We start from the raw sequence: 18,630 nt of genomic DNA, 5'->3' as shown, positions 1-18,630 counted from the left end.
TCGCGGCCGCCGCTTCTTGGGGCCACCCCGTTCAACCCAATACGACAGGGACGCATATGGCACAGGACAACCGGCGCAGTCGCGTCGTCACCGAAGGCCCGCGCCGGACGCCGAATCGCGCGATGCTGCGCGCGGTCGGTTTCGGAGATGACGATTTCCGGCGCCCGATCGTGGGGATCGCCAATGCCCACAGCACCATCACCCCCTGCAATATGGGGATCGGCGCCCTCGCCGCCCGAGCCGAGCAGGCGGTGCGTCAGGCCGGGGGCATGCCCCAGACCTTCGGCACAATCACCATCTCCGACGGCATCTCGATGGGCACCCCCGGGATGAAGTACTCCCTGGTCTCGCGCGAGGTCATCGCGGATGCCATCGAGACGGTCGTCAATGGCCAGAGCCTGGACGGCATCCTGGCCACCGGTGGCTGCGACAAGAACATGCCCGGAGCGATGATCGCGCTGGCCCGGCTCAATGTGCCCGGGATCTTCGTCTACGGTGGCACGATCAAGCCGGGGCACTACAAGGATCAGGACCTGACCATTGTCAGTGCCTTCGAGGCCGTGGGCCAGCATGGGGCTGGCAAGCTATCCGACGAGGATCTGCTGGGCGTGGAAAAGAACGCCTGCCCCGGCGCCGGTTCCTGTGGCGGCATGTTTACCGCCAACACCATGTCCAGCGCCTTCGAGGCCATGGGGATGAGCCTGCCCGGCTCCTCCACCCAGGCGGCGGAGGACCCGGAAAAGGGCGATTCCGCGGCGCGTTCGGCGGAGGTCCTGCTGGACGCAATCCACGCCAACCGCCGGCCACGCGACATTCTGACCCGCGAGGCCTTCGAGAATGCCCTCGCCGTGGTCATGGCGCTGGGCGGTTCCACCAATGCCGTACTCCATCTGCTGGCGATCGCGCACGCGGCGGATGTGCCGCTGGACATCGACGATGTCGAGCGGGTTCGCCGCAAGGTCCCGGTCCTGTGCGATCTGAAGCCTTCCGGGCGCTATGTCACCACCCAGTTCCATGCAGTGGGCGGGACACCCCAGGTGATGAAGATGCTGCTGGATGCCGGGTGGTTGCACGGCGACTGCCTGACCATCACCGGCGCGACGCTGGCCGAGACCCTGCGCGATATTCCCGCGACTCCCCCGGAGGACCAGGACATCATTCGCCCCCTCGACCGGCCGCTGTATCCACACGGGCACCTGGCCATCCTCAAGGGGAATCTGGCCGCCGAGGGCGCCGTGGCCAAGATCACTGGTCTCAAGCGGACCGCGATCTCGGGCCCCGCGCGCTGCTTTGATTCCGAGGAAGAATGCCTGGACGCGATCCTGGCCGGACGGATCCAGGCGGGGGATATCCTGGTCATCCGCTACGAGGGCCCGCGCGGCGGGCCCGGCATGCGCGAGATGCTGGCCCCCACCGCAGCCATTATCGGGGCTGGTCTGGGCGATGCGGTCGGCCTGATTACCGATGGTCGCTTCTCCGGCGGCACCTACGGGATGGTGGTTGGCCATGTCGCGCCGGAGGCCGCCGTCGGCGGCACGATCGCGCTGGTCCAGGACGGCGACATCATCGAGATTGATGCCAGCGAGAACCGCCTGGCCCTGCAGGTCGATGACACCGAACTGGAGCGTCGGCGCGCCCGCTGGACGACCCCCGCCCCGCGCTTTGATCGCGGGGTGCTGGGCAAGTATGCCCGGCTGGTGGGTTCGGCGAGCCGGGGCGCCGTGACCGACGACTTCAGCGGCACCTGACGCCCGCCCGCGCCCATGACGCATCCGGATCCGCGGCACCCCGATTTCAGCATGCTGCCGCCGGTGATCGGCTTCCTGCTGATCACCAACGTCGCTCTGTTTCTCGCGATGCCCTGGCTGGGGGACTGGCTCGTCAACCATTTCGGGCTCTGGCCCGTCGGGACCCCGGCCACCGTCCACCAGGATGGCTCGTGGATGCGGGTGCCGGACTTCCAGTTGTGGCAGCTGGTGAGCTACGGCTTCCTCCACGGCGGCCCGATTCATCTGTTCGTGAACCTGTTTGCCGTGTGGATGCTGGGGGTGCAGATCGAGAATGCCTGGGGCTCGCGCACTTTCGCCGTGTATTTCCTGGTCTGCGTGATCGGGGCCGGGCTGGTGCAGCTGTTCGTGACCGCCTACGGCAACGGCGACATGATCTATCCGACCATCGGCGCGTCGGGGGGCGTATTCGGGGTTCTGCTGGCGTTCGGGATGATGTTCCCCAACCAGCGCCTGTTCCTGATCTTCCTGCCGATTCCGATCAAGGCGAAGTATTTCGTCATCGGCTACGGGGCGCTGGAACTGTACCTGGGCATCTCGGGCACCCTCGCCGGCATCGCCCACTTCGCCCACCTGGGCGGCATGGCCTTCGGCTTCTTGCTGATCCAGTACTGGCGCGGCCGCCTGCCCATCCGGCCGCGCCAGCGCCGTTTCTGGTGGTAGCGGCCCGGGTTGTGACGGACTCGATCAGCCCGCCGAGCGGGCCCGGAGGTATGCGGCGAAGTCGTCCTTCAGTTCCGGATGGTTGAGTGCAAACTCCACCGTGGCCTCCAGGTAACCCAGCTTCGACCCACAGTCGAAGCGACGCCCCTCGAAGTTGAAGGCCGTCACCCGTTCCAGTTCGAGCAGGCGTGCGATCGCGTCCGTCAGCTGGATCTCGCCGCCCGCCCCCGGCTTCTGGGTCGCCAGCATTTCGAAGATCTTCGGGGTCAGGACATAGCGCCCGACCACCGCGACACTGGACGGCGCATGGTCGGGGTCGGGCTTTTCCACGATGCCCTTGACGTCCCAGCTGCGCGGGCCGGTCTGCACCGGGTCGATGATGCCGTACTGGTGGGTGCGATCGGGCGGCACCTCCTCCACCCCCAGCACGCTGCAGCCGTGCTCGGCGTACTGCTCGACCATCTGCCGCGTCGCCCCGCCGTTGGCCGATTCGATCAGGTCATCGGCCAGGATTACCGCGAAGGGTTCGTTGCGGACGATCGGATGCGCGCAGGCCACCGCATGTCCGAGACCGAGTGCGTCGGACTGACGCACATAGACGCAGGTCACATTGGGGGGAACGATGTTCCGAACCTGCTCGAGCAGTTCGGTCTTGCCCCGCTCTTCCAGCTCGTGTTCGAGTTCGTAGGCCTTGTCGAAGTGATCCGGAATGGATCGCTTGTTTCGCCCGGTCACGAACACCAGGGTCTCGATGCCGGCGGCAACGGCCTCCTCCGCCGCGTACTGGATCAACGGCTTGTCCACGACCGGAAGCATCTCTTTCGGGTTTGCCTTGGTCGCCGGCAGAAAGCGCGTACCCATCCCGGCAACCGGGAACACGGCGGTACGAATCGGGGCGTGATTCTGGCTCATTCCTTCTCCTGGTGACTTCACAGCAAACCCCCGGCCAACGCATCCTTTCGGACCCGTCGACCGGGGGCCGGTAGTGAGTGGCGGCCCATGCCGCCACCCGTCTCGCTACTCGACGACGATGCGCTCGAGGTTCATCTCCACGGTGCGCTCGCCAATCCCGGACACCTCGGTCAGGGCCTGGACCGAGGCGAAGTCACCGTGTGCCTCGCGGTGCTCCACAATGGCTTGCGCCTTGACCGGTCCCACGTTCTCCAGTGCGGCCAGCTCGTCGGCCGATGCCCCGTTCAGGTTGACCGGCTGGCCACCCGATGCGGTCACCATGACCAGTGGCAGGACACAGAGGCCCGCCAGGGCCCAGCACTTCGCGCATTGGAACAGCTTGTTCATGAAAACGCTCCTTATCTTCGTTGAACGATCGGTGCATCCGTGCACCGCGTGGTAGACCCGGATTCCAACCTTCAACCCGAGACTACCCGGGCATCCTAGCGAGAACAGCCCCGCCGGAAAACCCCCTCATTCCACGGCGTCATTCGGCATGTTCAGGCTTGTGACGAAGGCCTCCATCGCCGCGGCCGGGTCGGGGGCGCGGGTGATCGGCCGGCCGACCACGATCGCGCTGGCGCCCGCCTCCAGGGCCCGCTCGGGGGTCATGACACGCTTCTGGTCATCGCCTCCCGTGTCTTCCAGCCGGATCCCCGGTGTTACCAGGAGTGGCCGCTCGCCCAGCCGGCGCCGCAGCATGGCGGCCTCCTGCGCCGAGCACACCAGGCCCTCCAGCCCCGCCTTTTGTATCGCCAGTTCCCCCAGCAAGCCCACCTGATCGGCCGGCTCGCGACTCACGCCGATCTCACGCAGGGTGCCGGCGTCGCTGGAGGTCAGCACCGTGACGGCCAGCAGCGCCGTGGTGTCGTTGGTTTCGCGTACCGCTTCGTGTGCGGCCCGCATCATCTCCAGGCCGCCGCTGGCATGTACGTTGATCAGCCACACGCCGGTACGCGCCGCGGCCCGGCAGGCAGCCGCCACGGTATTCGGGATGTCGTGAAACTTCAGGTCCAGAAACACCCGAAAGCCGAGGTCGTGGAGCCTTTGCAGCAGCGCCGGACCGGCGACCACGAACAGTTCGAAGCCGACCTTCAGGGCGCACTGCGCCGGGTCGAGCTGTCGGGCGAATGCCAGCGCCGCATCGGCCTCTGCAAAGTCGAGGGCGACGATCAGGCGCGTGGCGGGTTCCGGGGTCACTGTCGTGGGTCGGGTCATGGGTGGTGGCTCCCTTCGCGGATCAACGCCTCCTCGGCGGCTTCCGTCGTCTGGTCGATATCGAAATCAAGCCCGCGCAGGGTATCCCAGCGCCGGCAGCTCGGGCACTGCCATACATGCGCCCGTCCCTGGTAGCCGCAGTTCCCGCATTGGTACAAGTGTTGGCTGCCAAGCTGGTCGGCCAGGGCCTTCTCGAACGCCGAGAATTCCGTGCTGTATTGCTGCACCGCCGGCAGGATCTTCATCCAGCGAACCGCCTCCAGCAGGCCCGAGGTCGGGACCGGGCGTTGCGCCAGGATCTGCCCCAGTTCGGAAAGCGCGGCGTCCAGCCGTCCCGTGCGCCGGTACAGCCGCATCAGGGCAATCCGCGCCATGGTGATCCCGCGACTTCGGGCCAGGTCGTCCAGGAGTTCCTCCAGCTGCCCCAGACGGTTCTCGCCGGGCAGTTCCTGATGCAGGCGCTCGATCCGGGGCACCAGGAGAGGCGCCAGTTGCGGGGTGCGCGCCACGGCATCCCGCCCGAAACGGATCGCCTCGCGGATCTCGCCGGCGCGCGCCGCAATCTCCGACTGGATCAGCAGAGCCCGCGACAGACCGGGAACCAGTTCCTCGGCCTGTTTCGCGCGCGCCCTCGCCTCCTCGTGGTCGTCCTGGTCCAGCGCGATCCGCGCCAGTTCGCAGTGGTAGTGGGCGATCCGCAGCTGTTCATGGGCGACCCCATGCGCCTTCAGCCGGTCGCCCACCTCGATCGCCCGCTCCCATTCCCGCTGGGTTTCGTAGACCTGGCGCAGGCCCTCCAGGGCCGGCACGGCCTGGTGCGGCGAGTCCGCGAGTTCGCGAAAGACGGCCTCGGCCCGGTCCAGCACTCCCGCCAGCAGGAAGTCCTCGCCGAGCTCGCAAAGGGCCTGGGCCCGCTGGGCCGCCGGCAGCGTCGGGCGCGCCACCAGGTTCTGGTGGATGCGAATGGCGCGATCCACCTCGCCCCGGCGCCGGAACAGCCGCCCGAGGATTACATGCGTCTCGAAAGTCTCGTGATCGACCTCCACCATCTCGATGAAGGCCTGCAGCGCATCATCGGTGCGATCATCCAGCAGGTGGCGTACGCCCTCGAGGTAACGATCCAGTGACGGCTCGCGCTCTTCCTGGTCTTCCGGCACGCCATAGCGTGCCAGCCACCAACCACTTGCCGCGGCGAGCGGGAGCAGCAACCAGAACCAGTCATTGATCATCGGCGAGTACGCTCCCCGGGTACGGACAGCGAAGCAAAAGGTATGGAAGACCGCATGGCGATGCGGCTAGTAGAAATCCCGCATGGGTGCGGTACGCAGCTGCTCGACCTCGACCTTGAGGGCATGGTTCTGCTCGCGCAGGTCGGCGATCTTCTGCCGCAGCCGGCGCAGGCGCAGCCAGAGCACCAGCGAGGCCAGGATCACTCCAAACAAGGCGGCCAACCCGAGGAACACCACCAGGGGGGCCTCGATCTCGAGACCCGGCAACACCAGGGTCACCAGGGCTTCGTTCAGAACAACAAGAATACCGACCGCGGACGAGATCAGGATCAGCGCGACAAACGCCACGGTGTTGCGAATCTTCTGTCGCCGCCGCTCGTCCATGGACGGTCTAGCCGTTTTCGGCTACAGAATCGTTTACCCGTTCGCGCAATTCCTTGCCGGGCTTGAAATGAGGGACATGCTTGCCGGGCAAGGCAACGCCTTCACCGGTCTTGGGGTTCCGGCCCAGTCGGGGTGGCCGGAAGTGCAGCGAAAAGCTGCCAAAGCCGCGAATCTCCACCCGTTGCCCGTTCGCCAGCGCGTGGCTCATGCGTTCGAGCAATGCCTTGACGGACATCTCCACGTCCCTGGCTGGCAGATGAGGTGACTTCCGGGCGAGGTTCTCGATCAATTCCGATTTGGTCATCTGGCACTCGTCACAGACAGGAAGGAAATCCGGTTTCCCGGTACAAAATGGCCCACGGCACCCCTTGGCACCGCGGGCCACGACGGAACGGACTTAGTCGTTCTTGTCCATCTGTTCCTTCAGCAGATCGCCCAGCGTGGTACCGCCGCCGGCATTACTGCCGTAGTCGGAGACCATCTCGGCTTCTTCCGCCCGGTCCTTGGCCTTGATCGACAGGCTGATGGCGCGGGTCTTCTTGTCGACGCCCATGAACTTGGCCTCGACCGTATCGCCCACCTTCAGCACGGTGCTGGCGTCTTCCACGCGGTCCTGGGAGATATCGGCCGCGCGCAGGATGCCGTCGATGCCGTCAGCCAGTTCGACCACGGCTGCCTTGGCGTCCACTTCCTTGACCGTGCCGGAGACAATGCTGCCCTTGCTGTGCTCGGCCACGAAGTTGGCGAACGGATCGCGATCCAGCTGCTTCAGGCCCAGGGAGATACGCTCGCGCTCGGGATCCACGGACAGGACCACGGCCTCGACTTCGTCACCCTTCTTGAAGTTGCGAATGGCTTCTTCGCCCGCTTCGTGCCAGGACAGATCGGACAGGTGGATCAGGCCGTCGATGCCGCCTTCCAGGCCGACAAACACGCCGAAATCGGTGATCGACTTGATCTGGCCGCTGACCTTCTCGCCGCGGTTGTGGTTGGCCGCGAAGTCGTCCCACGGATTCGACTGGCACTGCTTCATGCCCAGCGAGATGCGGCGGCGTTCTTCGTCCAGGTCCAGGATCATCACCTCGACCTCGTCGCCGATCGCGACCATCTTGCCCGGGTTGACGTTCTTGTTGGTCCAGTCCATCTCGGACACGTGCACCAGGCCTTCCACGCCGTCTTCGATCTCGACGAAGCAGCCGTAGTCGGTGATGTTGGTGACCTTGCCGAAGATGCGGGTGCCGGTCGGGTAGCGGCGGGTGATGTTCTCCCACGGATCCTCGCCCAGCTGCTTCAGGCCCAGCGACACACGCATGCGCTCGCGGTCGAACTTCAGCACCTTGACCTCGACTTCCTGGCCGATCTCGACCACGTCGGACGGATGCTTGACGCGCTTCCAGGCCATGTCGGTGATGTGCAGCAGGCCGTCGATGCCGCCCAGATCCAGGAACGCACCGTAATCGGTCAGGTTCTTGACGATGCCCTTGACCTGCGCGCCTTCCTGCAGGTTCTTCAGCAGTTCCTCGCGCTCGGCGCTGTATTCCTGCTCGACCACGGCGCGGCGCGACACGACCACGTTGTTACGGCGGCGATCCAGCTTGATGAGCTTGAACTCCAGCTCCTTGCCTTCCAGGTACGCGGTATCGCGCACCGGACGGACATCCACGAGTGAACCCGGCAGGAACGCCCGGATATCGCCCAGCTCGACGGTGTAACCGCCCTTGACCTTGCCGGAGATCTTGCCGGTGACGTACTGCTCTTCTTCCATCGCACCTTCGAGACGGTCCCAGGCCTTGGCCCGCTTGGCCTTTTCGCGCGACATGCGCGTCTCGCCGAAACCGTCTTCCGGGGTCTCTAGGGCCACTTCGACGACATCGCCGACCTTGACCTCGAGCTCACCCTCGTCGTTCATGAACTGCTCGGTGGGGATGACCCCCTCGGACTTCAGGCCGGCGTTCACCACGACGACGTCCGGGGTGACCTCAATGACGGTGGCACTGAGGATGGCACCCGGCTGCATCTGGGTGTAGGCCATGCTCTCTTCGAGCAGTTGCGCGAAACTTTCACTCATGGATTTGTGAACCTGTGGTTTAACAAATGCTTGCAGAAACTTCCTGCAACCAGTTCTAGACGTTGATAATCCCGCTTCCGACGGCTTATTCCGCGGGGCGGGGGCTTTGTTCCGGGAGTACGTCCCGGAGGCGCTCCAGGATCATGTCCACCACGCCAACGATGTCGAGGTCCGTGGTATCCAGTTCCCAGGCATCTTCGGCGGGCTTGAGGGGGGCCACGCTGCGTTCGCGGTCGCGACGGTCGCGGGCCTCCATCTCGTCCTGAAGGGCGGAGAGATTAGCACTAAGTCCTTGTTCCTTCAACTGCATGTAACGCCGGCGCGCCCTTTCCCCGGCAGAGGCCGTGAGAAAGATCTTCAGGTCCGCCGCGGGGAAGACCACGGTCCCCATATCGCGCCCGTCCGCGACCAGCCCGGGGGGCTTGGCGAAGCCGCGCTGGCGCTCCAGCAGGGCCTCGCGCACGGCCGGGATGGCGGCCACCCGGGAGGCATCGCTGCCGGCCTGTTCGGTGCGCAGCAGCTGATCGACCGGCGCCCCCTCCAGCAGGGTCGTCACCGCCGTCGCGTCTCGATTCACCTCGAAGTCGACGTCGAGACCGGCGGCCAGTCGAGCGAGCGCGGCCTCGTCGGTCAGCTCGACCCCGTGCTGGCGTGCCGCCAGCCCCAACAGACGGTACAGCGCGCCGCTGTCCAGCAGATGCCAGCCCATGGCGGCGGCCACGCGCATGCAGACCGTGCCCTTGCCGGCCCCGCCCGGGCCGTCGATGGTCAGTACCGGAATTTCCGAACTCATGCGGCCTCCAGCTGCAGCCCGGCCTCGCGTGCAAGCGCCACAAAGCCGGGGAAGGATGTACCCACGTTCGCGCAATCGTGGATCCGGATGGGCGCAGTGGCCCGCAGGCCCGCCATCGCGAACGACATGGCGATGCGGTGATCGCCGTGGCTGTTGATCTCGCCACCGGTGAAGCCATCGCCGCCCTGGATCCGGATACCATCCGGCTGCACGGCGCAGTCGACCCCGAGCGCGGCGAGGCCGTCGGCCATCACCTGGATACGGTCGCTCTCCTTGACCCGCAGCTCCTCGGCGCCGGTCAGTACGGTCTCGCCCTCGGCGCAGGCCGCGGCGACGAAGATCGCGGGGAATTCGTCGATCGCCAGCGGCACCAGGTGCTCCGGAATCTGGATCCCCTTGAGCGGGGCGGCCTCGACCTCCAGATCCGCCACCGGCTCGCCGCCTGCCTCGCGTTCGTTGAGGATGCGGATCTCGGCGCCCATCAGGCGCAGGATATCGATCACACCGGTGCGGGTCGGATTGATGCCGACATGCTCCAGGCGCATGCGCGAACCGGCCGCGATCGAGGCCCCGACCAGGAAAAAGGCGGCCGAGGAGATATCCGCCGGCACATCGACCGGACTCGCGACCAGCCGGCCACCCCCCTCGACGCAGGCCCGAGGCCCGTCGCGTTCGACTGCGTAACCGAAGCCGGCCAGCATGCGTTCGGTGTGATCCCGCGTGGGTGCCGGCTCGGTCACGCAGGTCTTGCCATCTGCCCACAGGCCTGCCAGTAGCAGGGCGGATTTGACCTGGGCGCTGGCGACCTCGAGCACATGGTCGGTACCCCGCAGGGAGGCGCCGCCGTGCACCCGCAAGGGGGGCGTCCCGGCATCGCTGGTCTCGATCCTGGCCCCCATGCGGGCCAGCGGGTTGGTCACCCGGCGCATCGGACGCCCGGAGAGGGAGCGATCGCCGACCAGTTCACTGTCGAAGGCCTGCCCGGCGAGGACCCCGCACAGCAGCCGCATCGCGGTCCCCGAGTTGCCCATGTCCAGCGCAGTCGGCGGGGCCTGCAGCCCGCGCAGGCCGGCGCCCTGGATGCGCACGCAGCCCGGTCCGGTGCGCTCGATGGCCACGCCCATTGCGCGGAAGGCCTCCAGCGTGGCAATGCAATCCGCCCCTTCGAGAAAGCCGGTCACATGGGTCTCGCCCTCGGCCAGCGCCCCGAGCATGATGGCGCGGTGGGAAATCGATTTGTCGCCCGGCACGCGGGCGTGGCCCGCAAGCTGGCCTCCGGGCTGTACGGTAAAGGTATTCATGGGGTTTCAGGTATCCAGTTGTGCATCCGCGGGGTCGCAGAGGCGATCGCGGGTTTCCTTGGCATGTTCAAAGCTTTGTTCGATGGTGGCGGCATCGCCGCGTTCGATCGCGCCGCGCAGCGTCTCGAGGTCGTTCTGGTATTGCCCGATGACCTCGAGGATGGCGTCGCGGTTGGCCAGGCAGATATCGCGCCAGACCACCGGGTCACTGGAGGCAATGCGCGTGAAGTCGCGAAACCCGCCGGCGGCGTAGTGAAAGATCTCGTCGCGTTCGCTCATGTTCGCCAGCGACGAGACCAGCGTGAACGCCAGCACATGCGGCAGGTGGCTGGTCGCGGCCAGGACCCGGTCATGATGCGCCGGGGTCATGTATTCGACCCGCGCGCCGGCGGCCTGCCACATGGCCGCCACGCGGTCCGTGGCCAGCGGGTTGGTGGCATCGGCCGGCGTCAGGATCACCAGGCGATCGCGGAACAGACTGGGGAAGGCGGCCCCTACCCCGCTTTTCTCGGTCCCGGCGATCGGGTGGCCGGGCACGAAGGCGCGCGGGACCGCACCGAAGCCGGCGCCCACCGCATCGATCACCGCCTGCTTGCTGCTGCCCACGTCGGTCAGCGGGCTGTCCTCGGGCCAGGCGGCCGCCAGGTCTCGGGCGAGCGGCTCCATCGCGCCCAATGGCACGGCGAGCACGCCCAGGTCGGCGCCCTCTGCGGCCGCGGCGACGTCCGTGGTCCAGCGGTCGATCACGCCCAGCCGCTTGGCCTCGCGCAGGTTGTCGGCATTGCGCGAGCAGCCGACCACCTCGCGTACCGCGCCGGCCTCGCGCAGGGCCAGCGCCAGCGAGCCGCCGATCAGGCCGACGCCAAAGATGACCAGCCGTTCGATCACGCCAGGACCTTGTCGAGTGCCGCGAGGAAGCGGTCGTTGTCTTCCCGGGTCGAGAGGGTGACCCGCAGGTGACCGGGCAGGCCGTAATTCTCCACCGGCCGCGTGATGACGCCCTCGCGCAGCAGGCCTTCGTATACCGGGGCCGGATCACGCCCGGTGTCAAAGGTCACGAAGTTCCCCACCGACGGAATCACACGCAGCCCCTTATCCCGCAGGGCCGCTGTCACCTGCCGCAACCCGTCGCGGTTGACGGCCACCGATCTCTCCACATGCGCGGTATCGTCCAGCGCCGCAAGGCCCGCGGCCTGGGCAATGGCGTTGACATTGAACGGCTGTCGGACTCGGTTGAGCAGGTCGGCGACCGCCGGGGAACTGACCGCGTACCCCAGGCGCAGTCCGGCCAGGCCCTGGATCTTGGAGAAGGTCCGGGTCACGATCAGGTTTGGGTAGCGATCCAGCCACTGCGTAGTGTCCGGATACCCGGCTGCCTCGACGTATTCGAAATAGGCCTCGTCCACGACCACCACGGTGGTCGCCGGTATCGCCGCCACGAAGGCCTCCAGCGCCGAACCCTCCAGCCAGGTCCCGGTGGGATTGTTCGGATTGGCCACGAACACCACGCGCACGTCGCCATCCACCCGTGCCCGCATGGCCTCGAGATCATGCCCGAAGGGCTGCTCCGGATGGTCGGCCCCCAGCGCGGGCGCGACCCGTGCCTCGGCATCGACCGCCTGGGTAACCAGCGGGTAAACCGCAAACGCATGCGCGGAGAACACGGCTGCCCGGCCCGGTGCCAGCCAGGTGCGCGCGACCAGCTCCAGCACCTCGTTGGAGCCGTTTCCGAGCGTGATCTGTTCCGGGGCGACGCCATGGCGCTTGGCCAGTCGAGCCTTCAGCTCGAAGCCGTTCCCGTCGGGATAGACATGGGCCTCGGCCAGCGCCGCGCGGCCCGCCTCCACCGCAAGCGGCGACGGGCCCAGGGGGTTCTCGTTGGAGGCCAGCTTGATCGCCTGGCGAATACCCAGTTCGCGCTCCAGTGCGGCGACGGGCTTGCCGGGCTGATACGGGCTGAGGCCCTGGACCCCGGCGACTGCCAGGGCCACGGGATCAAAGTCCGGGCCGGCCGCAGCGGATACGGAAGGGTTGGATGCCATGCGGGAAACCTCGGGGATAGCGGGTGGGCGTGTCAGGTGGCGGCCTGGGGATAGCTCCCCAGGACCTTGACGGTATCGGCACTGGCGCGCAGCTGCTCCAGGCAGTCGCGGATCAACGGGTCCTGCTGGTGCCCGACCAGATCGAGGAAGAACACGTAGTTCCACGGCGTGCAGCGCGAGGGGCGCGACTCGATCCGGGTCAGGCTGATGCCGGCCTCCGCGATCGGCTTGAGCAGCGAATACAGCGACCCCGGCCGGTTGGCGGTACTCAGCATCACCGATGTACGGTCCGCCCCGCTGGGTTGCGTGGTCCCCGAGCCGATGATCAGGAAACGCGTCGTGTTGTCGGCGCGATCCTCCACATGCGGGGCCCGCACCGGGACGTCGTAGTGTTCGGCAGCCGCCTGGCTGGCCAGCGCCGCCGCGGTGGGATCCTGCGCCGCGATCTCGGCCGCCCGGGCGTTGCTGGAGACCGCCTCGCGCTCGGCATGGGGCAGTTCGCTATCCAGCCACTGGCGGCATTGCGCCAGCGCCTGCGCATGCGCGAGGACCCGCCGCACCTGCCCGAGATCCTCGGCCCGGGACAGCAGGTGGTGGTGGATCGGGGTCACGACCTCGCCACAGATCTGGAGGGAGGAATCCATGAAGCAGTCCACGGTGTGGGTGACGACCCCCTCGGAGCTGTTCTCGATGGGAACCACGCCGAACTGCGCGCGCCCGGTCTCCACCGCGCCGAACACCGCATCGATCGAGGCCAGCGGCTGGGTCTCGACGGCATGGCCGAAGTGCTTGCGCGCCGCCAGGTGAGTGAAGGTCCCCACCGGTCCGAGATAGGCGACATGGAGCGGATGCTCGAGCGCCAGGCACTCGGACATGATCTCGCGGAACAGCCGCGTGATGGCCTCGTCGGACAGCGGGCCGGGATTCCGTTTGCGCACCCGCCGGAGGATCTCGGCCTCGCGCTCCGGACGGTAGAACACCGGGTCGCTCTCCTGGCTGCGCTTGACCCGCGCCACCGCCTCGGCGCAGCGGGCGCGCTCGCTCAACCGCTCCAGGAGCTCGGCATCCAGCGCGTCGATACGCGCGCGCAGGGCCGCGAGATCTTCGCGGTCCTCGGCGGATGGCGACGAATGCGGATCCCCGGCCATCGCCTACAGCACCCGGGCCCGCAGCACGCCGTCGATCCGGTGCAGGGCGTCCAGGGTCTCCGCGTCGGGGTGGCCGTCCACGTCCATCAGGGTGTAGGCCAGATCGCCACGGGAGTCATTCATCAGGTGCAGGATGTTGATATTCGATTCGCCCAGCGTGTGCGAGATGCGGCCGACCCGGTCCGGCAGGTTCCGGTTGATGATCGCGATGCGGGTATCCCCCTTGCGGTCCAGCACCAGGGTCGGCAGGTTCACGGAGTTCACCACGTTGCCGTTCTCCAGGTAGTCCCGTAGCTGGTCGGCGATCATGACCGCGCAGTTCTCCTCGGATTCGGTCGTCGAGGCGCCCAGATGTGGCAGGGTAATCACCCGCGGGTGGCCCACCATGCCCTGTACCGGAAAGTCCGTGATGTAGGCATGCAGTCGATCCGCGTCCAGCCCTTCGCGCACCGCGGCGTCATCCACGATCCCCTCGCGGGCCAGGTTGAGCACCATCGCCCCGGGGTTCATGCCGGCCAGCGTCTTTGCGTTCACCAGATTGGCGGTATTCTCGGTCAGCGGCACGTGTACGGTGACGGCGTCGGCCCCTTCCATAGCCGCCTCTACCGAGCGCGCCCGCTCGATGCCGGAATCCAGGCGCCAGGCGTTTTCCACCGTGACCTTGGGGTCGAAACCGACCACTTCCATGCCCAGCGCACGAGCGGCATTGGCCACGCCGACCCCGATCGCCCCCAAGCCCAGCACGGCCAGACGCCGGCCCGGCAGTTCGAAGCCGGTGAACTTCTTCTTGCCCTGCTCCACCGCGGACATGAAGTCTTCCTTCGAGGGGTCCAGTTCCTGCACGTAGCCAGCCGCCGGCAGCAGGTTGCGGGCACCCAGCAACAGCCCGGCGATGACCAGTTCCTTCACCGCATTGGCATTCGCGCCGGGGGCGTTGAACACGGCCACGCCGCGCTCGGACAGGGCCGCCACCGGGATATTGTTGACCCCGCTCCCGGCGCGCCCCACCGCCAGGACCGAATCCGGGATCTCCACCGAATGCAGATCGAAGGAGCGCAGCATCAGCGCGTCCGGCTGATTGATATCCGAGGCGACCTCGTAATGGTCACGCGGGAAACGATCCAGCCCGCGCACGGCGATGTTGTTGTAGGTCTGAATCCGGTACATCACGACCTCCTCGTCCGGTAGCGTCCCCGGCAACAGCGATTCGACGGGATCAGGCGTGGCGGTTCTCGAAGTCCGCCATGAACTCGATCAGCGCATCCACGGCGCTCTCCGGAACGGCGTTGTAGATGCTGGCGCGCATGCCGCCCACCGACCGGTGGCCCTTCAGCGAGGACAGGCCGGCCGCATCGGCCTCGTTCAGGAAGGACCCGTCCAGGGCGTCGTCCGCGAGGATGAACGGCACGTTCATCCAGGAGCGGGCCGCGGGCTCCACCGGGTTCCGGTAGAAGGCGGAATTGTCGATGTACTGGTACAGCTTGGCCGCCTTGCGCTGGTTGATCTCGGCCATCGTCTCCAGGCCGCCCTGCTCCAGCAGCCACTCGAATACCAGCCCGGCCAGGTACCAGCCAAAGGTCGGCGGGGTGTTGTACATCGAGTCATTCTTCGCCTGCAGGGCCCAGTCCAGCACCGCCGGCACGGGTGCCTGGCGCTCGCGTTCCAGCAGGTCGTTGCGCACGATCACCACGGTCAGGCCGGCCGGGCCGATATTCTTCTGCGCCCCGGCATAGATCACGCCAAACTTCGAGACATCGATCGGGCGCGACAGGATGGTCGAGGACATGTCCGCGACCAGCGGCACGTCACCCACATCCGGGATATCGGGAAACTCCACGCCGCCGATGGTCTCGTTCGGCGTGTAGTGCACGTAGGCGGCATTGGGGTCCAGGTTCCAGGAGGCACGATCCGGGATCGAGTCGTAGCCGCTTGCCTGCGAACTCGCCACGATGTTCACCGGCCCGTATTTCTGGGCCTCCTTGATCGCCTTGCCGGACCAGGCCCCGGTATCGATGTAGTCGGTGCTCTGGCCATTGGCCAGGTTCAGCGGGATGGCCGCGAACTGTCCGGTCGCCCCGCCCTGCAGGAACAGGACCGAATAGTTCTCGGGGATGTTCATCAGCTTGCGCAGGTCCTGCTCGGCCTTCTCGGCCACGGCCATGAACGGCTTGCCGCGGTGACTCATCTCCATCACCGACATCCCGGACCCGCGGAAGTCCAGCAGCTCGTCACGCGCCCGCTCGAGTACCGCCTGCGGCAGGGCCGCCGGCCCCGCGCTGAAGTTCATCACTCGCGTCATGCCTGTTCTCCATCGTCGCTGGATTCGGGACCCGTCTCCGGGTCCGCCCCGGTTTCCATCTCGTCGGATTCTTCGTCGCCGGCCTCGCCCTGCAGCTGGGCCACACGGGCCAGCTCGACCAGGTTCTCGCCTTCGTCAAGCCGAATCAGCCGCACGCCCTGCGTATTGCGCCCGATCAGCGGAATTTGATCCACCGGCGTGCGCACCAGGGTCCCGCCGTTGGTGATCAGCATCACCTCGTCATCGTCCAGGACCCGCGAAGCCCCGACCAGCGGGCCGTTGCGCCCCTCGGTCTGGATCGCGATCACGCCCTGGCCGCCACGGCGGTGGACCGGGAACTCGTCGAAGCGGGTGCGTTTGCCGTAGCCATGCTCGGTCGCCAGCAGCGCCGATCCCTCGTCTACATTCAGCAGGGCAATCACCCGGTGATCGCCTTCCATACGCACCCCGCGCACGCCACAGGCGGTACGCCCCATGGCGCGCACATCGCTCTCGTGGAAGCGCACGGCCTTGCCGGCCGTGGTCACCAGCATCACGTCGAGGGTGCCGTCGGTCAGGGAGACGTCCACCAGGTGGTCGCCCTCGCGCAGATCCACGGCGATGATGCCGGAGGCCCGGCGGCGCGAGAAATCCGTCAGCGGTGTCTTCTTGACTGTCCCCTGCGCGGTGACCATGAACACATAGTGGTCCGGGTCGTATTCGCGCACCGGCAGGATCGCGTTGATGCGTTCGTCGGACTCCAGCGGCAGCAGGTTCACGATCGGCTTGCCGCGCGAGGCGCGCGAGCCCTGCGGCAGCTCGTAGACCTTCAGCCAGTACACCCGGCCCCGGCTGGAGAAGCACAGGATCGTGTCGTGGGTGTTGGCCACCACCAGACGGTCGATGAAGTCCTCTTCCTTGAAGCTGGTCGCCGCCTTGCCGCGGCCGCCTCGACGCTGGGCGCGGTAGTCCGCCACCGGCTGATACTTCACGTAGCCGGCGTGCGAGAGCGTGACGACCACGTCCTCCTCGCCGATCAGATCCTCCAGCGTCAGGTTCGCCTGACGTTCGCGGATCTCGCTGCGGCGCTCGTCGCCGAACTGTTCGGCCACGGCCAGCAGCTCGTTGCGGATCTCCAGTTGCAGGCGGTCGCCCGAGCCGAGGATGTCCAGCAGATCATCGATCAGCTCCAGCAGCTCGCGATACTCGTCCAGGATCTTGTCCTGTTCCAGCCCGGTCAGGCGGTGCAGGCGCAGGTCCAGGATCGCCTGTGCCTGGGCCTCGGACAGGCGATAGCCGTCGTCGCCCACGCCGTATTCCGGCGCCAGGTCCTCCGGCCGCGAGGCGCTGGCCCCGGCGCGGTCCAGCATGTCACTGACCACGCCCAGCGGCCAGCCGCGGGCCAGCAGGCCGGCCTTGGCCTCGGCCGGGTTGGGGGCGGCACGGATCAGCTCGATCACGGGATCGATGTTGGCCAGCGCGATCGCCAGGCCTTCCAGAATATGGGCGCGCTCCCGGGCCTTGCGCAGATCGAAGATCGTGCGCCGGGTGACCACCTCGCGACGATGCCGCAGGAACGCCTCCAGCACCTGACGCAGGTCCAGCACCTTCGGCTGTCCGTCGACCAGGGCGACGATGTTGATGCCGAAGACGTTCTGCATCTGGGTGTGCATGTACAGGTGGTTCAGGACCACCTCGGCCATCTCGCCACGCTTGAGCTCGATGACCAGACGCATGCCGTCCTTGTCCGACTCGTCGCGCAGCTCGGAGATGCCCTCGATGCGCTTCTCCTTCACCAGCTCCGCGATCTTCTCGGTCAGGCGTGCCTTGTTCACCTGGTAGGGCAGCTCGGTAACCACAATCGCCTCGCGCTGGCCACCCTCCAGCGGCTCGACATGCGAGCGTGCCCGGATCAGGACCCGGCCGCGACCGGTACGGTAGGCCTCGCGAACGCCCTCGATGCCGTTGATGATGCCGGCCGTCGGGAAGTCCGGGCCCGGCAGGTGTTCCATCAGACCATCGATGGAGATCTCGGGATCGTCGATCAGGGCCACACAGGCGTTGATCACCTCGCCCAGATTGTGCGGCGGGATGTTGGTCGCCATCCCCACCGCGATCCCGGCGGAGCCGTTGACCAGCAGGTTGGGGAACTTGCTCGGCAGCACCGCCGGCTCGCTCTCGGAGCCGTCGTAGTTGTCGATGAAGTCGACGGTTTCCTTGTCGATGTCGGCCAGCAGTTCCGACGCGATGCGCGCCATGCGCACCTCGGTGTACCGCATGGCCGCCGGGGAGTCGCCGTCGATGGAGCCGAAGTTGCCCTGCCCGTCGGCCAGCATGTAGCGCATCGAGAACGGCTGCGCCATGCGCACGATGGCGTCGTAAACGGCGGAATCGCCATGCGGGTGGTACTTACCGATCACGTCACCGACCACACGCGCCGACTTCTTGTAGGGCTTGTTGTAGTCGTTGCCCAGCTCGCGCATCGCGTAGAGCACGCGGCGATGGACCGGCTTGAGGCCGTCACGGACATCGGGGAGGGCCCGGCCCACGATTACGCTCATTGCGTAATCGAGGTAGGACTGCTGCATCTCGTCTTCGAGATTGACCGGGAAGATTTCCTTGGCAAATTCAGCCATCGAGGGTTACGCCGTCCGTCTGAACAAGCTCGCGATCATACCACAGGGGTAACCACTGGGGCTCGGCTTTTCGCGCCTCAAAACGGTTCTCCGGGCCTCTCAGGCCCGAAGACCGTCCACCGGGGGCGCGTT

The 18,630-nt window shown here is 66.8% G+C and carries 17 protein-coding genes; 2 read left to right on the top strand and 15 right to left on the bottom strand.

What is annotated here, in order from left to right; genetic code table 11:
• Window positions 1-56: 56 nt before the first annotated feature.
• Window positions 57-1,748 carry a dihydroxy-acid dehydratase gene (ilvD, locus tag D105_RS0102585; RefSeq protein ID WP_018877389.1) on the top strand — a complete coding sequence of 564 codons (1,692 nt, stop codon included), beginning with the start codon at window positions 57-59 and terminating at the stop codon, window positions 1,746-1,748.
• A 15-nt stretch (window positions 1,749-1,763) separates the two neighbouring features.
• On the top strand, window positions 1,764-2,450 hold the full coding sequence (locus D105_RS0102580; protein ID WP_018877388.1) for a rhomboid family intramembrane serine protease: 687 nt from the start codon (window positions 1,764-1,766) through the stop codon (window positions 2,448-2,450).
• Between the two features lie 24 nt (window positions 2,451-2,474).
• On the opposite strand, the gene galU is transcribed toward D105_RS0102580, so the two are convergent.
• The 15 genes from galU to gyrA form a co-directional block, all read right to left on the bottom strand.
• Window positions 2,475-3,362, bottom strand: coding sequence for a UTP--glucose-1-phosphate uridylyltransferase GalU (galU, locus tag D105_RS0102575; protein ID WP_018866304.1), 888 nt, complete (start codon window positions 3,360-3,362; stop codon window positions 2,475-2,477).
• Window positions 3,363-3,467: 105 nt separating this feature from the next.
• Window positions 3,468-3,749: a ComEA family DNA-binding protein gene (locus D105_RS0102570; protein ID WP_018875468.1), complete on the bottom strand. Its 282-nt coding sequence runs from the start codon at window positions 3,747-3,749 to the stop codon at window positions 3,468-3,470.
• Between the two features lie 126 nt (window positions 3,750-3,875).
• Window positions 3,876-4,619: an orotidine-5'-phosphate decarboxylase gene (pyrF, locus tag D105_RS0102565; protein ID WP_155987100.1), complete on the bottom strand. Its 744-nt coding sequence runs from the start codon at window positions 4,617-4,619 to the stop codon at window positions 3,876-3,878.
• Entirely contained in the window at window positions 4,616-5,848 is a 1,233-nt protein-coding gene (locus D105_RS0102560; RefSeq protein WP_018875466.1) for a tetratricopeptide repeat protein, read from the bottom strand. Before D105_RS0102560 ends, pyrF begins: the two co-directional genes overlap by 4 nt.
• A 66-nt stretch (window positions 5,849-5,914) precedes the next feature.
• Entirely contained in the window at window positions 5,915-6,232 is a 318-nt protein-coding gene (locus D105_RS0102555; protein ID WP_018875465.1) for a lipopolysaccharide assembly protein LapA domain-containing protein, read from the bottom strand.
• A 7-nt stretch (window positions 6,233-6,239) separates the two neighbouring features.
• A complete protein-coding gene (locus D105_RS14455; RefSeq protein WP_018866299.1) occupies window positions 6,240-6,536 on the bottom strand; it encodes an integration host factor subunit beta in 297 nt (98 codons plus the stop codon).
• 93 nt (window positions 6,537-6,629) lie between these two features.
• Window positions 6,630-8,336, bottom strand: a complete 1,707-nt coding sequence (rpsA, locus tag D105_RS0102545) for a 30S ribosomal protein S1 (protein WP_255349356.1) — start codon at window positions 8,334-8,336, stop codon at window positions 6,630-6,632.
• A 49-nt stretch (window positions 8,337-8,385) separates the two neighbouring features.
• Window positions 8,386-9,093, bottom strand: coding sequence for a (d)CMP kinase (gene cmk / locus D105_RS0102540; protein ID WP_018877386.1), 708 nt, complete (start codon window positions 9,091-9,093; stop codon window positions 8,386-8,388).
• On the bottom strand, window positions 9,090-10,394 hold the full coding sequence (aroA, locus tag D105_RS0102535) for a 3-phosphoshikimate 1-carboxyvinyltransferase (RefSeq protein WP_018877385.1): 1,305 nt from the start codon (window positions 10,392-10,394) through the stop codon (window positions 9,090-9,092). The genes cmk and aroA overlap by 4 nt, the downstream gene beginning before the upstream one ends.
• 6 nt (window positions 10,395-10,400) lie before the next feature.
• Window positions 10,401-11,282, bottom strand: a complete 882-nt coding sequence (locus D105_RS0102530) for a prephenate dehydrogenase/arogenate dehydrogenase family protein (RefSeq protein WP_018875461.1) — start codon at window positions 11,280-11,282, stop codon at window positions 10,401-10,403.
• Window positions 11,279-12,436, bottom strand: a complete 1,158-nt coding sequence (gene hisC, locus D105_RS0102525; protein WP_018877384.1) for a histidinol-phosphate transaminase — start codon at window positions 12,434-12,436, stop codon at window positions 11,279-11,281. Before hisC ends, D105_RS0102530 begins: the two co-directional genes overlap by 4 nt.
• Before the next feature lie 32 nt (window positions 12,437-12,468).
• Window positions 12,469-13,584 carry a prephenate dehydratase gene (gene pheA, locus D105_RS0102520; RefSeq protein WP_018866293.1) on the bottom strand — a complete coding sequence of 372 codons (1,116 nt, stop codon included), beginning with the start codon at window positions 13,582-13,584 and terminating at the stop codon, window positions 12,469-12,471.
• Between the two features lie 3 nt (window positions 13,585-13,587).
• A complete protein-coding gene (locus tag D105_RS0102515; protein WP_018875458.1) occupies window positions 13,588-14,751 on the bottom strand; it encodes a phosphoglycerate dehydrogenase in 1,164 nt (387 codons plus the stop codon).
• 49 nt (window positions 14,752-14,800) lie between these two features.
• Window positions 14,801-15,883: a 3-phosphoserine/phosphohydroxythreonine transaminase gene (serC, locus tag D105_RS0102510; RefSeq protein WP_018877383.1), complete on the bottom strand. Its 1,083-nt coding sequence runs from the start codon at window positions 15,881-15,883 to the stop codon at window positions 14,801-14,803.
• Window positions 15,880-18,498, bottom strand: a complete 2,619-nt coding sequence (gyrA, locus tag D105_RS0102505) for a DNA gyrase subunit A (protein ID WP_018877382.1) — start codon at window positions 18,496-18,498, stop codon at window positions 15,880-15,882. The genes serC and gyrA overlap by 4 nt, the downstream gene beginning before the upstream one ends.
• Between the last annotated feature and the right edge of the window lie 132 nt (window positions 18,499-18,630).

This window comes from Thioalkalivibrio sp. ALE28, from assembly GCF_000377425.1.
GTDB lineage: Bacteria > Pseudomonadota > Gammaproteobacteria > Ectothiorhodospirales > Ectothiorhodospiraceae > Thioalkalivibrio.
The sequence above is the reverse complement of the archived record's forward strand: the minus strand, read 5'-3'. Positions and strand labels throughout refer to the sequence as shown.

What these genes read in the sequence shown, in the direction of transcription:
- ilvD (WP_018877389.1), top strand. Translation starts at nt 57, where the DNA reads ATGGCACAGGACAACCGGCGCAGTCGCGTCGTCACCGAAGGCCCGCGC.
- D105_RS0102580 (WP_018877388.1), top strand. Translation starts at nt 1,764, where the DNA reads ATGACGCATCCGGATCCGCGGCACCCCGATTTCAGCATGCTGCCGCCG.
- galU (WP_018866304.1), bottom strand. Translation starts at nt 3,362, where the DNA reads ATGAGCCAGAATCACGCCCCGATTCGTACCGCCGTGTTCCCGGTTGCC.
- D105_RS0102570 (WP_018875468.1), bottom strand. Translation starts at nt 3,749, where the DNA reads ATGAACAAGCTGTTCCAATGCGCGAAGTGCTGGGCCCTGGCGGGCCTC.
- pyrF (WP_155987100.1), bottom strand. Translation starts at nt 4,619, where the DNA reads ATGACCCGACCCACGACAGTGACCCCGGAACCCGCCACGCGCCTGATC.
- D105_RS0102560 (WP_018875466.1), bottom strand. Translation starts at nt 5,848, where the DNA reads ATGATCAATGACTGGTTCTGGTTGCTGCTCCCGCTCGCCGCGGCAAGT.
- D105_RS0102555 (WP_018875465.1), bottom strand. Translation starts at nt 6,232, where the DNA reads ATGGACGAGCGGCGGCGACAGAAGATTCGCAACACCGTGGCGTTTGTC.
- D105_RS14455 (WP_018866299.1), bottom strand. Translation starts at nt 6,536, where the DNA reads ATGACCAAATCGGAATTGATCGAGAACCTCGCCCGGAAGTCACCTCAT.
- cmk (WP_018877386.1), bottom strand. Translation starts at nt 9,093, where the DNA reads ATGAGTTCGGAAATTCCGGTACTGACCATCGACGGCCCGGGCGGGGCC.
- aroA (WP_018877385.1), bottom strand. Translation starts at nt 10,394, where the DNA reads ATGAATACCTTTACCGTACAGCCCGGAGGCCAGCTTGCGGGCCACGCC.
- hisC (WP_018877384.1), bottom strand. Translation starts at nt 12,436, where the DNA reads ATGGCATCCAACCCTTCCGTATCCGCTGCGGCCGGCCCGGACTTTGAT.
- pheA (WP_018866293.1), bottom strand. Translation starts at nt 13,584, where the DNA reads ATGGCCGGGGATCCGCATTCGTCGCCATCCGCCGAGGACCGCGAAGAT.
- D105_RS0102515 (WP_018875458.1), bottom strand. Translation starts at nt 14,751, where the DNA reads ATGTACCGGATTCAGACCTACAACAACATCGCCGTGCGCGGGCTGGAT.
- serC (WP_018877383.1), bottom strand. Translation starts at nt 15,883, where the DNA reads ATGACGCGAGTGATGAACTTCAGCGCGGGGCCGGCGGCCCTGCCGCAG.
- gyrA (WP_018877382.1), bottom strand. Translation starts at nt 18,498, where the DNA reads ATGGCTGAATTTGCCAAGGAAATCTTCCCGGTCAATCTCGAAGACGAG.